At 68.3% G+C, this 13394-nt stretch carries 11 protein-coding genes and 1 pseudogene; 1 reads left to right on the top strand and 11 read right to left on the bottom strand.

Features of this window, described 5'->3' with window-relative positions; genetic code table 11:
* Positions 1 to 46 precede the first annotated feature (46 nt).
* The 7 genes and pseudogenes from ACEN9N_RS03155 to ACEN9N_RS03125 all read right to left on the bottom strand — a co-directional run bounded on the left by ACEN9N_RS03155 (position 47) and on the right by ACEN9N_RS03125 (position 7950).
* Positions 47 to 1229 (bottom strand): annotated as a pseudogene (locus tag ACEN9N_RS03155) (FAD-dependent monooxygenase).
* A 4-nt stretch (positions 1230 to 1233) separates the two neighbouring features.
* Positions 1234 to 1524 (bottom strand): DUF6587 family protein, encoded by a 291-nt coding sequence (locus ACEN9N_RS03150; RefSeq protein WP_413313512.1) that lies wholly within the window; start codon positions 1522 to 1524, stop codon positions 1234 to 1236.
* Positions 1525 to 1657: 133 nt separating this feature from the next.
* Positions 1658 to 3553, bottom strand: a complete 1896-nt coding sequence (gene feoB / locus ACEN9N_RS03145) for a ferrous iron transporter B (RefSeq protein ID WP_495655339.1) — start codon at positions 3551 to 3553, stop codon at positions 1658 to 1660.
* On the bottom strand, positions 3546 to 3848 hold the full coding sequence (locus ACEN9N_RS03140; RefSeq protein ID WP_007831365.1) for a FeoA family protein: 303 nt from the start codon (positions 3846 to 3848) through the stop codon (positions 3546 to 3548). The genes feoB and ACEN9N_RS03140 overlap by 8 nt, the downstream gene beginning before the upstream one ends.
* Positions 3849 to 3999: 151 nt before the next feature.
* Positions 4000 to 4461, bottom strand: a complete 462-nt coding sequence (locus ACEN9N_RS03135; protein WP_495655338.1) for a metallophosphoesterase family protein — start codon at positions 4459 to 4461, stop codon at positions 4000 to 4002.
* Positions 4462 to 4497: 36 nt separating this feature from the next.
* On the bottom strand, positions 4498 to 7362 hold the full coding sequence (locus ACEN9N_RS03130; RefSeq protein WP_495655337.1) for an aconitate hydratase: 2865 nt from the start codon (positions 7360 to 7362) through the stop codon (positions 4498 to 4500).
* A gap of 153 nt (positions 7363 to 7515) precedes the next feature.
* Positions 7516 to 7950: a hypothetical protein gene (locus ACEN9N_RS03125; protein ID WP_007831369.1), complete on the bottom strand. Its 435-nt coding sequence runs from the start codon at positions 7948 to 7950 to the stop codon at positions 7516 to 7518.
* Positions 7951 to 8083: 133 nt separating this feature from the next.
* Between ACEN9N_RS03125 and ACEN9N_RS03120 the strand changes: the two genes are divergently transcribed.
* Positions 8084 to 8929 carry a helix-turn-helix domain-containing protein gene (locus tag ACEN9N_RS03120; RefSeq protein ID WP_495655336.1) on the top strand — a complete coding sequence of 282 codons (846 nt, stop codon included), beginning with the start codon at positions 8084 to 8086 and terminating at the stop codon, positions 8927 to 8929.
* Between the two features lie 15 nt (positions 8930 to 8944).
* Here the strand turns inward: ACEN9N_RS03120 and ACEN9N_RS03115 are convergent, their stop codons facing one another.
* The 4 genes from ACEN9N_RS03115 to ACEN9N_RS03100 form a co-directional block, all read right to left on the bottom strand.
* Positions 8945 to 9559, bottom strand: a complete 615-nt coding sequence (locus ACEN9N_RS03115) for a hypothetical protein (RefSeq protein WP_007831373.1) — start codon at positions 9557 to 9559, stop codon at positions 8945 to 8947.
* 8 nt (positions 9560 to 9567) lie between these two features.
* Positions 9568 to 10716 carry a DUF2827 domain-containing protein gene (locus ACEN9N_RS03110; RefSeq protein ID WP_495655335.1) on the bottom strand — a complete coding sequence of 383 codons (1149 nt, stop codon included), beginning with the start codon at positions 10714 to 10716 and terminating at the stop codon, positions 9568 to 9570.
* A complete protein-coding gene (locus ACEN9N_RS03105; protein ID WP_495655334.1) occupies positions 10713 to 11864 on the bottom strand; it encodes a DUF2827 family protein in 1152 nt (383 codons plus the stop codon). The genes ACEN9N_RS03110 and ACEN9N_RS03105 overlap by 4 nt, the downstream gene beginning before the upstream one ends.
* An 83-nt stretch (positions 11865 to 11947) precedes the next feature.
* On the bottom strand, positions 11948 to 13141 hold the full coding sequence (locus ACEN9N_RS03100) for a YadA-like family protein (RefSeq protein ID WP_495656443.1): 1194 nt from the start codon (positions 13139 to 13141) through the stop codon (positions 11948 to 11950).
* Positions 13142 to 13394 lie beyond the last annotated feature (253 nt).

Raw genomic sequence — 13394 nt, 5'->3', positions numbered from 1 at the left:
CTTGCGTGATGCGTGGCCTGTGCACGCACCCCAGGGGACACAAGCATCAACCGCCGTACAGCCACGGCTGGTCGAGCAGCTTTGCTCCCAACAAGCGCATCGCCATGTCGCGCCCCAACCGCATTGCGCCCGTGGCGTGGAAGATCTCGCCGTTGCGGCGCGCGCGCGCCTGCACCTGCGCATTGCGTGCCCAGCGCGCCTCGGCATAGCGCGCGAACGCGGCGGGCACGTCGGCGGCGCTGCCGTCGCCCAGCGCATCGGCCAGCGCCACCGCGTCTTCGATGGCCATGCCCGCGCCCTGCGCGAGGTACGGCACCATCGGATGCGCCGCATCGCCTACCAGCGCGATGCGCTCGTGCGCCATGTCGGCTGCGCCGCTCAGGGGTGCACGGTCACCGAGCGACCACGCGCGCCAGCCGGGCATGGCGTCGAGCAGCGCCTGCAGGCCTGCGCAGCTGCGGCCCATGGCCTGCTTCAGCGCGGCGATGCTGCCGGCCTGGTCCCAGTCGCGCGCATCCCCTGCGGGGACGGACTCGGCGATGACAACCACGTTGAGCCAATCGCCGCCGCGCACCGGGTACGCCACCGCATGCAGGCGCGGGCCGAGCCAGACGTCGACCTGCCCGCCGCATTGCGGCGGGCAGCCTCGCCTGCTCGGCCATGGCGCGCCAGGCCGTGTGGCCGGTGACGCGCGGCGGTTGCGCGGCAGACGCGGAGTCGAGCTGCTGCCGCACCATGCTCCATAGGCCATCGGCTCCGACGACGGCTTCGCCTTCCCAGGCACGCGCATCGGTGCTCGACAGGCACACGAGGTCGTCGCTGGTTTCCACCTGCGTGATGTGCGCCGCGGTGACGAGCGTGCCGGTGCCGCGTGCGCGTACGGCATCGAGCAGCAGGCCGTGCAGATCGGCGCGGTGCACGCAGAAATAGGGAGCGCCGTAGCGCTGCTGCATGGCGTCTCCGAGCGGCATGCGAGCCAGCTCCGAACCGCTTCCGGCGCTGTGCACCGCGAGCGCATCGGGCCGCGCCGCAATGGCCGCGAGCCCGGAGCCCAGGTCGAGTTGCTGAAGGCGCCGCGTGGCGTTGGGGCCGAGCTGCACGCCGGCGCCGATTTCGCCGAAGGCCGCGGCCTGTTCGAAGACGTCGGCCCGGTGCCGTCGGCGGGACAGCGCCAGCGCAACGGCCAGCCCTCCGATGCCGCCCCCGGCGACGAGGATGTGCGCGGGCATCGGCTCAGCGGCTGTGCGTGGACGACGGCGCGATGGTGCCCTGGTCGGCTTCGGGTTGCTTAAGGGTAGTCTTGGGAGCGCAGCTTCCACAGCTGTCGCAAGAGCCGCAGCCCGAGGTCTTTGCCAGCGAGGCGGCCAGCTCCTTCGCGCGGGCTTCGTCGACCCAGCCCGCGCGGTGCGTACCGGCCGCGAGCTTCTGCGCCGCGCCGCGGCGCCAGCCCGCGGGCATCCAGCGCCAGACCGCATAGAGCGCGGCTGCCGCGACGATCAATCCGACGATCAGTTGTTGCGTCATATCTCAAATACTCCAATCCCGAAGCCTATACCGCGGGGAATACCGCGGAACCGGCTTCGCCGGGCCGCCGGTATTGCCCCCTGCAGGAGGGTGGGCAGCCACACGAAGTGGGCAAGCCTGGGGGTTTGCTTTTTTACCCCGCTCCGAGTGCCAGTGCAACGCGGTAGGTGATGAAGCACGCCATGTAGGCCAGCGCAAAAAGATAGCCGGCCATGATCCAGACGTACTTCCACGAGCCTGTCTCGCGCTTCACGGCCGCGAGCGTCGAGATGCACTGCGGCGCGAACACGTACCAGACCAGCAGCGACAGCGCGGTAGCCAGCGACCAGCTGCCCGCGATCAGCGGCTCCAGCTGCCCCGCCACGTCGTCGCCCGTGGCCGACAGCGCATACACCGTGCCGAGCGCTCCCACGGCCACCTCGCGCGCCGCCATGCCCGGCACCAGCGCAATCGATATCTGCCAGTTGAAGCCGATGGGCGCGAAGATGTGCTCCAGCCCGCGGCCGATCATGCCGGCCAGGCTGTACTGGATGGCCGGCCCGGTCGCGCCTTCCGGCGGCGAGGGGAAGGTCGACAGGAACCACAGCAGGATGGTCAGCGTGAGGATGATCGTGCCCACGCGCTGGATGAAGATCCAAGCCCGTTCGTACAGGCCCAGCGCCAGGTTGCGCGGGTTCGGCCAGCGGTAGGCGGGCAGCTCCATCAGCAGCGGCGAATGCGAGGTGCTGTCGCGAAAGCGCTTCATCATCCAGGCCACGGCCATCGCCGAGACGATGCCGAACACGTAAAGCGCGAACAGCACCACGCCCTGCAGGTTGAACACGCCGCCCACCGTGCGCGCCGGAATGAAGGCCGCAATCAGCAGCGCATACACCGGCAGCCGCGCCGAGCAGGTCATGAGCGGCGCGATCATGATGGTCGTGATGCGGTCGCGCCAGTTGCTGATGGTGCGCGTGGCCATCACGCCGGGAATGGCACAGGCGAAGCTCGACAGCAGCGGAATGAACGAGCGGCCCGAGAGGCCCACGGTGCCCATCACGCGATCGAGCAGGAAGGCCGCACGCGGCAGGTAGCCCGAGTCTTCCAGAGCGAGGATGAAGAGGAAAAGAATCAGGATCTGCGGCAGGAAGACGATCACGCCGCCCACGCCGGCGATGACCCCGTCGACCAGCAGGCTCTGCAGCATGCCCTCCGGCATGTGCGCCTTGAGCAGGCTGCCCAGCCCCTCGGTGCCGGCCTTGATGGCGTCCATCGGCACATTGGCCCAGCTGAACACGGCCTGGAACATCAGGAACATGGTGGCGGCGAGCACCAGCATGCCCCACAGCGGATGCATCACCACGCGGTCGATGCGGTCGCTGGTGGCGAGGCTGCCCGCCGGCTCCTTCACCGCCAGGCCGAGGATGCGGCGCACCTCGCGCTGCGTGGCCAGCACGTCGTCGAGCCCCGGTGCCCGCCAGGGCTGGGGCGCAGCGGCGGCCACGGGCGTGTCGAGCGCTTCGAGCAGGCCCTGCGCGCCACCGCTGTGCACGCCGACCGTCTCGATGACCGGCACGCCCAGTTCGCGAGAGAGCACCGCCGTGTCGACCGCGATGCCCTGCTTCCTGGCCATGTCGGTCATGTTGAGCGCCACCACCATCGGCAGGCCCAGCCGCCTGGCCTCGAGCACCAGCCGCAGGTTCAGGCGCAGGTTGGTGGCGTCGGTGACGCACACCAGCAGGTCGGGCAAGGCTTCCTTGCTCCGGCCGGTGACGACGTCGCGGGTGACGGCCTCGTCGGCGCTCAGCGCGTTCAGGCTGTAGGCACCCGGCAGGTCGAGCACGAACACGCGGCGGCCCGATGGCGTGCGCAGCGTGCCTTCCTTGCGCTCGACCGTCACGCCGGCGTAGTTGGCCACCTTCTGGCGGCTGCCGGTGAGCAGGTTGAACAGCGCGGTCTTGCCGCAGTTGGGGTTGCCCAGCAAGGCGATACGGCCGGGCTGAGCGGTAGGCGCGAGGCGCCCGGGACCCTGGATGACGGCTTCAACCATGGTTGGCGGCTCCCGGCGTGACGTGGATCAGCGCGGCCTCGTGGCGGCGCAGTGCGAAGGTGGTGTGGCCGAGGCGGACCGCCAGCGGTTCGCGGCCCGGGATGCCGCTGGCGACGATGCGCACGGCCTCGCCGGGCACGAAGCCGATTTCCGTCAGGCGCAGGACCAGTTCGCGGCCGTCCGCATCCTCGGGGCGCGCCACGTCGAGCACGGTCGCCCACTGGTTGTTCGGAAGCTGGTCGAGGCGCAGGGCGACGGCGGTGGTCGGTGCTGCGCCGAAATCGATGGTTCGCACGGTGAGATGACGCCCGGAATATCGGGCGCGCCGGTAAGCAAAGGCTAGATGCTAGCAATTCTCACTCACAAAAACCTGACCAACCCCCTCAAAAGCATGGAAGCCCGGCAAATCGGGGGGTTTTCGCTCGGTTCGGCCGCCCGTACCGGGCTCAAACGGCCAGTTCGACGACGCGTGCGGTGACGGCATCGCCGTCGATCAGCAGTTCGGCCACGGCGATGGGCAGCTTGAACCGGCGCGGGCCCGCGCTGCCCGGATTGACGTACAGCACGCCGCCGCGCTCCGCGATCTTCGGCTGATGCGAATGGCCCGAGACGACCACGCGCACGCCGGCCGCGGACGGGTCGATCCCGAGTTGCGCGAGGTCGTGGATGGCATGGAGGCGCACATCGCCGAATTCCAGCAGTTCGGTTTCAGCGATCGTCTCGGCCCAGGGCTCGCGGTCGTTGTTGCCGCGCACGGCCGTCAGCGGCGCGATGGCTGCGAGCGCCTCGAGGATGCCGGCGCTGCCGATGTCGCCGCCATGCACGATGAAGTCGCTGCCTTTCAGGAAAGCGACGGCCTCGGGCCGCAGGAGCCCGTGGGTGTCGGAAATGAGGCCGATGCGGAGCATGGAAGAAGAAAGGCCTCTCGGGAAAACAAGCCCGTGCTATTCCAGCAGTTGCCGCAGCACGAAGGGCAGGATGCCGCCGTGCTTGTAGTAGTCGACCTCGATCGGCGTGTCGATGCGCAGGCGCACCGTCACCTCCTGATGCGTGTCGTCGGCGCGGTGCACGACCAGCTTCACGTCCATCTGCGGCTTCAGCTCGCTGCCAATCACCACGTCGATCTTCTCGTCGCCGGTGAGGCCCAGCGTCTGCCACGAATCGGCGCCGCGGAACTGCAGCGGCAGCACGCCCATGCCGACCAGGTTGGCGCGATGGATGCGCTCGAAGCTGCGCGCCACCACGGCCTTGATGCCCAGCAGCTGCGTGCCCTTGGCCGCCCAGTCGCGCGAGGAGCCGGTACCGTACTCCTCGCCGCCGAACACCACCGTCGGCACGCCCTGCGCCATGTACTTCATGGCGGCGTCGTAGATGAACATCTTCTCGTTGCCGGGCTGGAACAGCGTGACGCCGCCCTCTTCCTGCGTGCCGTTGGCGTCCGGCGGAATCATCAGGTTCTTGATGCGCACGTTGGCGAAGGTGCCGCGCATCATCACGTCGTGGTTGCCGCGGCGCGAACCGTAGCTGTTGAAGTCGGCCTTGGCCACGCCATGCGCCTTGAGCCAGATGCCCGCGGGCGAGCTTTCCTTGATGGAGCCGGCCGGCGAGATGTGGTCGGTGGTGATCGAGTCGCCGAACAGCGCCATGACGCGTGCGCCCTTGAAGCCCGCGTCCGACGCGTGCGGCGTCATCCTGAAGCCCTCGAAGAACGGCGGCTCGGCGATGTAGGTCGACTTCGGCCAGTCGTACACCTGGCCGTTGGTGCCCTCGATGCTGCTCCAGAACTTGCCCGGGTCGGTCTTGACCTTGTCGTAGTTCTCGCGGAACGATTTCGCATTCATCGCGTAGCGCAGGTTCTCGTCGATTTCCTTCGGCGTGGGCCAGATGTCGCCCAGGTACACGTCCTTGCCGTTCCGGCCCTTGCCCACGGGCTCGGTCATGAGGTCGGTCATCACGTTGCCGGCGATGGCGAAGGCCACCACCAGCGGCGGCGAGGCGAGGAAGTTGGCCTTCAGGTTCGGATGGATGCGCGCCTCGAAGTTGCGGTTGCCCGACAGCACGGCCGCGCCGATCAGGTCGTTCTTGGTGATGGCCTCGTTGATCTCGGGCGTCAGGTCGCCGGCGTTGCCGATGCAGGTGGTGCAGCCGTAGCCCGCGAGGTAGAAGCCGAGCTTTTCGAGGTACGGCAGCAGGCCGGCCTTCTCCAGGTATTCGGTGACGATGCGCGAGCCGGGTGCCAGAGAGGTCTTGACGTGCGGCTTGACCGTGAGCCCCGCCTCCACAGCCTTCTTCGCGAGCAGGCCGGCAGCCAGCATCACGCTCGGGTTCGAGGTGTTGGTGCACGAGGTGATGGCCGCGATCAGCACGTCGCCGTTGCCGATGGTGACTTCGCCCTTGGGCGCCGGCGGTGCGGTGGCGCTGGTGTGTGCCGCGGCGTGGGTCGAACGGTTGGCCACCATCTCGATCACGTCGCGCGGCGCACCGGGCGGCGGCGCCGCGGCTTCGTCGTGGCCGCGCACGCCGTTCACGCTCAGCGGATAGCGCAGCTTGAGCTTGTCGGCCGGCTGGTTGAAGCCGTTGGCTTCGTTGGGCTTGCTGTAGAGCTCGGAGAACTTGGTGGCCAGGTGGCCAAGGTCGATGCGGTCCTGCGGGCGCTTCGGGCCGGCCAGGCTCGGGGACACCGTGCCGAGGTCGAGCCTGACGATTTTCGTGTAGTCGATGTCGCCCGGGTTGGGCATGCCGTACAGGCCCTGCGCCTTGTAGTAGGCGGCGAAGCGCTCGACCTCTTCCTTGGTGCGGCCGGTGCCTTCGAAGTACGCCACGGTCATGTCGTCGACCGGGAAGAAGCCCATGGTCGCGCCGTATTCGGGCGCCATGTTGCCGATGGTCGCGCGGTCGGGCACGGCGATGGAAGCCGCGCCGGGGCCGAAGAACTCGACGAACTTGCCCACCACTTTCTCGGCCCGCAGGATTGCGGTGACGTACAGCACCAGGTCGGTCGCCGTGACGCCCTCGCGCAGCTTGCCGGTGAGCTCGAAGCCCACCACGTCGGGCGTGAGCATGTAGACCGGCTGGCCCAGCATGGCCGCCTCGGCCTCGATGCCGCCCACGCCCCAGCCGACCACGCCGATGCCGTTGATCATGGTCGTGTGGCTGTCGGTGCCGACCAGCGAGTCGGGATAGTAGGTGGGCACGTCGTTCGCGTCGCCCGGGCTCTTGTAGACGCCGCGGGCGAAGTATTCGAGGTTGACCTGGTGCACGATGCCGAATCCCGGCGGCACGACGCGGAAGGTGTCGAAGGCCTGCATGCCCCACTTCATGAACTGGTAGCGCTCGTTATTGCGCTGGAACTCCAGCTTCATGTTCAGGTCGAGCGCCTTGGGCGTGCCGTAGTAGTCGACCATGACCGAGTGGTCGACCACCAGGTCGACGGGCACCAGCGGCTCGATGGTCTTGGGCGACTTGCCGAGCTTGGCGGCCACGCTGCGCATGGCGGCCAGGTCGGCCAGCAGCGGCACCCCGGTGAAGTCCTGCAGCACCACGCGGGTGACGACGAAAGGAATCTCGTCGGTGCGCTCGGCGTTCGGCGCCCAGTGGGCCAGCTCTTCGACATGCTTGGCCGAGACCTTCTGCCCGTCGCAATTGCGCAGCACCGATTCGAGCACGATACGGATGGAAACCGGCAGGCGGTCGATGGTCGGGTACTGCTTGGCCAGTTCCTTCAGGGACCAGTATTTGCCGGACTTGCCCGATGCGGTCTTGAAGGTCTTGAGGGTGGACGCAAAGGCATGCGCCGGCGCTTTGGCCATGGGGGAACTCCTGTTTGTTCGTGGAAGCCTCTCAAAGATATCAGGGTTCGATGTCAACGGCTGTAGTCGGTCTTCCCTGCTGACGCCTTGCCGGGCCATGTTCCTCATGGCGAAAAATGCCGGGGACAGGGGTGTCGCCGGCATTCCGCGATCTCACCAGCGGCCAGCCGGCTCCAGGCCGGAAACCACGCGGGCACCGCCGCGGGTGCGGCGCAGCCCGGTCCACTGCAGCTCGGCCAGCACGACCACGCAGGCCACCTGCGCCAGCACCCAGGCCATGCCCAGCGCAGTGACCGGGAAGATGCCGCTCACCAGCAGCGCGACGCTGGCCACGGCCCAGCCGAAGTTGCCGGCGACGACCAGGCCGATGAGGGTACGCGGCGGCGCGCGGCGGCTGGCCATGAAAGCAGCGGCAGCCGCATAGGCCAGCAGAAAAACGCCCGTACCCGTGAGCAGCGGCGCCGGCAGGCCGGTCAACCTGGCCAGTGCGCCGGTGAACGCCACTTGCAGCGCGCCCGTCGCGGCGCAGGAAGCGGCATCGGCCCACATCACGTTGGGCAGGAAACGGGGGGATGCGAAGACGGACATGTGAATCTCCTTGGGTGGTTACGCCGCAAGCCAGCCCTGCCGCGTTGGAGCCCATGATTCCGGCCGGCGTGGATCGCGTCGATGACCTGGGAGGTCATGGCGCTGCGCCGCCGGCGCGCCAGAATGCAGCCCCATGAACACCACCCGCTCCCACCTGTCCAAGGCCAGCCAGCCCGGCGCGCGCGACCCGTTCGGCGCCCACCTGCGGCACTGGCGCACCCACCGCCGCCTGAGCCAGCTCGACCTGGCGCAGGAGGCCGAGGTCTCGACCCGGCACCTGAGCTACGTGGAAACCGGCCGCGCCGCGCCCAGCCGCGAGATGGTGCTGCGCCTGGCCGAGCGTCTCGAGGTGCCGCTGCGCGAACGCAATGCGCTGCTGGTGGCCGCGGGCTTTGCGCCGATGTACCGGCAGCGCTCGCTCGACGATCCGGCGATGGCCGCAGCTCGCCGCGCGGTCGACCTGGTGCTGAAGGGGCACGAGCCCTTTCCCGCGCTGGCCGTGGACCGCCACTGGAACCTGGTGGCGCACAACGCGCTGGTGCCGATGCTGATGGAAGGCGCCGCGCCCGAGTTGATGCAGGCGCCCATCAACGTGATGCGGCTGAGCCTGCATCCCGACGGCGTGGCTCCGCGCATTGCCAATCTCGCGCAATGGCGCACCCATCTGCTCGAACGGCTGCAGCAGCAGATCGCCGCCACCGGCGACGCGGTGCTGCAGGAATTGCATGACGAACTCGAGGCCTACCCTCCACCCGCGGTCAGCCACGACCTGCCCGCCATCGACACGGCACTGTCGGCCATTGCGGTGCCGATCCAGTTCGTCACGCCGAACGGGGTGCTGAGCTTCATCAGCACCACCACCATCTTCGGCACGCCGGTGGACGTCACGCTGCAGGAACTGGCGGTGGAATCGTTCTTCCCGGCCGATGAGCAGACCGCTGCTGCGCTGACGGCGTTGGCGGCGCAGGCGACGACTTGAAAGCCTGCGACTGGCTCAGCGCTTCTTCGGAGGCTGGCCCGCGGCACCGGCCGGGGCTGCGCCAGTAACTGCGGCCGGGTCCCGCCAGCCGTATTCAACGTAGCGGCGGATGATCAGGCAGCCCGGCGGCGAATCGATCAGCGAGACCGAGGAGGTGGGCTCCTTCTCGTCGGTGTAGACCGCGTAGTTGGGCAGCAGCCGCGTCATCTTGTAGCTCGCCAGCTCCTGCTGCCCGACGCTCGCGCAGGTGAAAGGCGCGACCGAGATGCGCTCGGCCGACACGGTGCAGGCGCCGCTGTCGTCGGGAATGGCGGTGATCGACGCGGCCACGCCGGCGTTCGGAAACTCCATGCCGATCAGCGAGAACATCGGCCCCGCGTCGGGGCGCTTGCGGTCCCAGTCGAGCAGCACGTCGTGGCTGCGGCTGCCCTGCACGGTGAGCGTGGAAAGCCGCGTGATGGCGGGCAGGCAGCGCTTGATACCCACGCTGGTTGCTGCGCGCGTGAGCGTGTCCTGCGGCGCCGCCGGTGGCGCCTGGGGCACCAGCACGCCCTGTGCGAGTGCAACACCGGCAGCGCCCCACGACAGGGCGGCAAGCAGCAGGCGGGGGAATCGTTGGTTCGGCGTCATCCCGGTCCTCATGCGTAAAGGTTCTCGATGGCGGCGGTGTACGTTCGCACGTTGTCCTCGCCCTCGGGGTCGAGCGTCGCGATGAAGCGGCGCGCGCGTTCGCGGTAGGCCGGCAGATCGGCGTCGTGTTCGGCGAAGGCGCGCTGCAGGGCGCGACCGCCCTCCTCGCAGTCGAAGCCGTGATAGCGGTAGCCGCAGTCGCCGATGAGGTGCGAGTTGTGGATCAGCGGATAGCCGCCGTACAGGGCCTCGTAGTAGAGGTAGTTCTGCGCGTTCTCCCAGTGGTGCGCGAACACGGCGTCGATCTTGCCCGGCATCACCTGGTAGACCGGGAAGCGCCCCTCGAAGGTGGCCAGCCCGTGCTGCACGATGTCCAGGCTTTGCGCGAAGCCGATGAACAGCGGCTTGTCCTTCAGATGGAAGCTGTTGTAGACCCACATCTTCTCGATCAGCCGCGGCTGCGCGCGGTGCGCCGCCTCGCAGCCGAGCATCGGGATGAAGCTCGTCTTCACCATGCAGATGTTGGGCTCGAAGATGGCCACGCGCCACTGCTTGCGGCCGGGTTCGTAGGCAAACGGCGGACTCTGCGGCGCGCGGGTCATGGCGCGCTCCAGCACCATCGGGCTCCAGAGGTGAGGCATCAGCCGCACCGGCGCGCGGAAGGTGCTCTCGAAGTAAGGCTTGCACGACACCTCGTACTCGGGGATCGTCCAGACCTCGTCGTATGGTGCGCCAGAGACCAGCAGGCCGTGCGGCTTGTCGAAGATCATCCGCTCGATGTCGATCACGTAGTCGTTGCCCACACGCATCGAGACGATCTTGCCGCCGCGTTCGCGAAACGCCACGGACCACGACATGGCCAGCTGGGCACTCATCTCGATCATGAGATCGAGTTCTTGTGCGGCCGTGGCCATGTCGACGATGGGCACCGGCGAGTCGGCCAGGAAATTGGTTGCATCCGCAGGACCGCCGTCGCCGCCGCCGGCCACCAGCACGGCGCTTTCCACGCGCGGCGAACGCAGCAGCAGCATCACGAGGAACAGGCAGTTCTGGTAGACGCCGTTCTCCCACAGGCTCTGCTCGCCCTTGCGGATGAAGATGGAAACGCCGACCTTCAGCTTGGCCGGCATGGTGGCCTTTTTCTGCGCTTCGCTCATGCGGCGCTCCTCACGCCGTCGGCACGGAATGCGGCATTGCCGCCCACCAGGTGCAGCAGGCGCTGCGCATAGCCGTCGACGTTCGCCCGGTGGAGCGGATCGAGCGTCTCGAAGACCCGCAGGGAGCGCGCGCGGTAGTCGTGCAGTTGCCTGTCGTGGCTGCGCACCGCCTGCAGCAGTTGCGCCGCGCCGGCGGCGATGTCGAAGTCGGGGTAGAAATAGCCGGCATCGCGCAGCCAGGGCGAGTTGTGCACCAGCGGGTAGTTGCCGTAGAGCGCATCGAGGTAGCTGTAGTTCTGGTCGTTCTGCCACTGGTGCGAAACCACCGCATCGGCGAACTGCACCATGAAGCCCGCGAAGTCGTGCCGGCCGTGGAAGATCGCCTTGTGCTGGCGCACGATGTCGAGCGAGTTCGCCAGGTACAGCATCGTCGGGTGGTCCTTGACGTGCAGGGTGTTGAGCACCTGCATCGAGGCCACGGCGGTTGGGTCGGCGCGATAGGCCCCGTCGCAGATCAGCATGGGCACGCTGCTGGACTTCACCACCGAGATATTGGGCTCGAAGATCGCCACCCGAAACCCCGGCTGCTCGGCCGTGCGCGGCGTGTAGCCGAAACGGTGGCCCGCGGTCTCGACCTCCGCGACGCGCTGGGCCAGGAACTGCGGCGACCAGAGATACGGCACCTCGAACACCGGGCAGCGGTGCATGGTGCGCATCATCGGCGCGAACACCGCGTCCTTGGGCAGCAGCCACACCTCGTCGCAGCGGTCGGGCTTGCTGAAGTGGCCCTTGTCGGTGAACACGATCGGCTCGGCCAGCGCCGCGAAGGGCTGGCCCACGCAATGGAACACCACGCGGCCGCCGCATGCGCGGAAGTAGGAGAGCCATTGCACGTCGAGCGCGCCGGCCATCTCGATGACCACGTCCAGCGCATCGGTCAGGTCGCGGGCCCGCCCGAAAGCCAGGCCCATGGCGGTCAGGTCGACCTGTGGCGGCATGCTCGGCTGGTCGCCGGCGTCGACCAGGGTCACGGATTCGACGAACTCGATGCGTTGCAGCAGCCGGGCGAGAAACAGGACGTTCTGCCCCATTCCGTTTTCCCAGATGTTCTGCCCCGCGTGGGTGAGGACTGAAATACCAATGCGCATGGGGGCGAAGTGTGTACCAAAAAAAACGGCTCCCGCACCGTCAGCGCGGGAGCCGCCCGGTCAGGGGCGATTCAGCGGCTTGCTTACTTCCACTTCCAGCCGATGCCGGCGTTGATGCCCCACTCCTTGCCCGTGGTCGTCAGGCCCGCGCCCCAGGACATCTTGCCGTCATCGGACAGCGCCTTGAATGTCAGCGCCACGGCGCTGTAGCCCTTGTAGCTGCCGAGACCCACGCCCACGGTCTTTTCGCCGGGGTACAACGTCGGCAGGTACGTGCCCGACATCGCGAAGGCCATGGCCGTGCCCGAGTAGGCGATGCGCGCCACGTCGCCGACCTGTCCCTTCACCTGGTTCAGCTGGTTCAGGTTCACGGCGTCCGTCGGCAGCACGCCCGGCGCCACGTTGCTGATGCGCGTGCCGCCCGGTGCCTGCCCGCCGCCCAGCGTGACCTGGTTGTAGTTGACCGAGCCGTCCGGGTTGGTCGCGTACTGCACGCCGCCGGCCGCAACCGCATTGGCCGTGGCCCTCAATTGCGCCACGTTGGTGGCGTCGCTGTCGGCCGTACCTGCCGCCACGCCGGTGATCTGGCGATACTGGCCGGAGGCCGCATCGCCCACCGACACCGCGGCCTGCGTGCTGGTGGTTGCCCTGATGGCCGCCGCCTGCTGCGCCGTCGCGCTGCCCGGCACGTAGCCGGCCACACCCGCCGCGGTGGAAGCCACCGAGCCCGAGCCCAGCGCCACGCCGCCGCTTTGCTGCACGATGGCGCCGAAGCCGATGGCCGTGCCCTTGGAAATGTTCTGCGCCTGGCTCAGCGCCGTACCGCCTGCGTCGGCGTTGTCGCCCAGCGCCACGCCACCGCCGCCTGCGCGGGAGTTCACACCAATGGCCTGCGAGCCCGTGGCCAGCGCCCCGGTACCGATGGCGATCGCGTTCGCACCCGTCGCCTGGGCGCCGAAGCCCACCGCCACCGCGCCGTCGGCCGTGGCCCGGGCGCCGTTGCCGGCTGCAAACGAGTTGGCGCCGCTGGCCATCGATTGCGGGCCGATCGCCACGGCTTCCTGGCCAGAGGCTTGGGCATCCGCCGCCGTCGAGTTGGCGTGGAAGTACTTGGTGCCGGTGTTGTAGATGTTGTTGACCGACGTGCTCAGGCTGTTGACGTTGACGTTGGTCGTGCTCAGGCTGCTCGACAGGCTGCCGACACCGGTCGACAGACTGGCGATGCCGCTGGTCGCGGTGCTCAGGCCCGACGAGGTCGAAGTCGACAGGCTTGCCACGCTGCTGTTCGTCGTGCTCAGGCCGGTGGACAGGCTGCCGATGCTGCTCGTCGCCGTGCTCAGGCCGGTCGAAGTCGAGGTCGACAGGCTGGCCACGCTGCTGTTCGTCGTGCTCAAGCCCGTCGACAGGCTGCCGATGCCGCTCGTCGTGGTGCTCAGGCCGGTGGACAGGCTGTCGACCGTGCTCGACACCGTGCTCAGGCCGGTGGAGAGGCTGCCGATGCTGCTGGTCGCGGTGCTCAGACCTGTGGAA

Source organism: Variovorax sp. Varisp46, from assembly GCF_059491885.1.
Note: the sequence above shows the minus strand (reverse complement) of the source record. Positions and strands in the feature narration are given on the sequence as shown.

Bases quoted from the DNA above. Each gene is read 5' to 3' on its own strand.
- ACEN9N_RS03150 (WP_413313512.1), bottom strand. From the start codon at position 1,524: ATGACGCAACAACTGATCGTCGGATTGATCGTCGCGGCAGCCGCGCTC.
- feoB (WP_495655339.1), bottom strand. From the start codon at position 3,553: ATGGTTGAAGCCGTCATCCAGGGTCCCGGGCGCCTCGCGCCTACCGCT.
- ACEN9N_RS03135 (WP_495655338.1), bottom strand. From the start codon at position 4,461: ATGCTCCGCATCGGCCTCATTTCCGACACCCACGGGCTCCTGCGGCCC.
- ACEN9N_RS03130 (WP_495655337.1), bottom strand. From the start codon at position 7,362: ATGGCCAAAGCGCCGGCGCATGCCTTTGCGTCCACCCTCAAGACCTTC.
- ACEN9N_RS03125 (WP_007831369.1), bottom strand. From the start codon at position 7,950: ATGTCCGTCTTCGCATCCCCCCGTTTCCTGCCCAACGTGATGTGGGCC.
- ACEN9N_RS03120 (WP_495655336.1), top strand. From the start codon at position 8,084: ATGAACACCACCCGCTCCCACCTGTCCAAGGCCAGCCAGCCCGGCGCG.
- ACEN9N_RS03115 (WP_007831373.1), bottom strand. From the start codon at position 9,559: ATGACGCCGAACCAACGATTCCCCCGCCTGCTGCTTGCCGCCCTGTCG.
- ACEN9N_RS03110 (WP_495655335.1), bottom strand. From the start codon at position 10,716: ATGAGCGAAGCGCAGAAAAAGGCCACCATGCCGGCCAAGCTGAAGGTC.
- ACEN9N_RS03105 (WP_495655334.1), bottom strand. From the start codon at position 11,864: ATGCGCATTGGTATTTCAGTCCTCACCCACGCGGGGCAGAACATCTGG.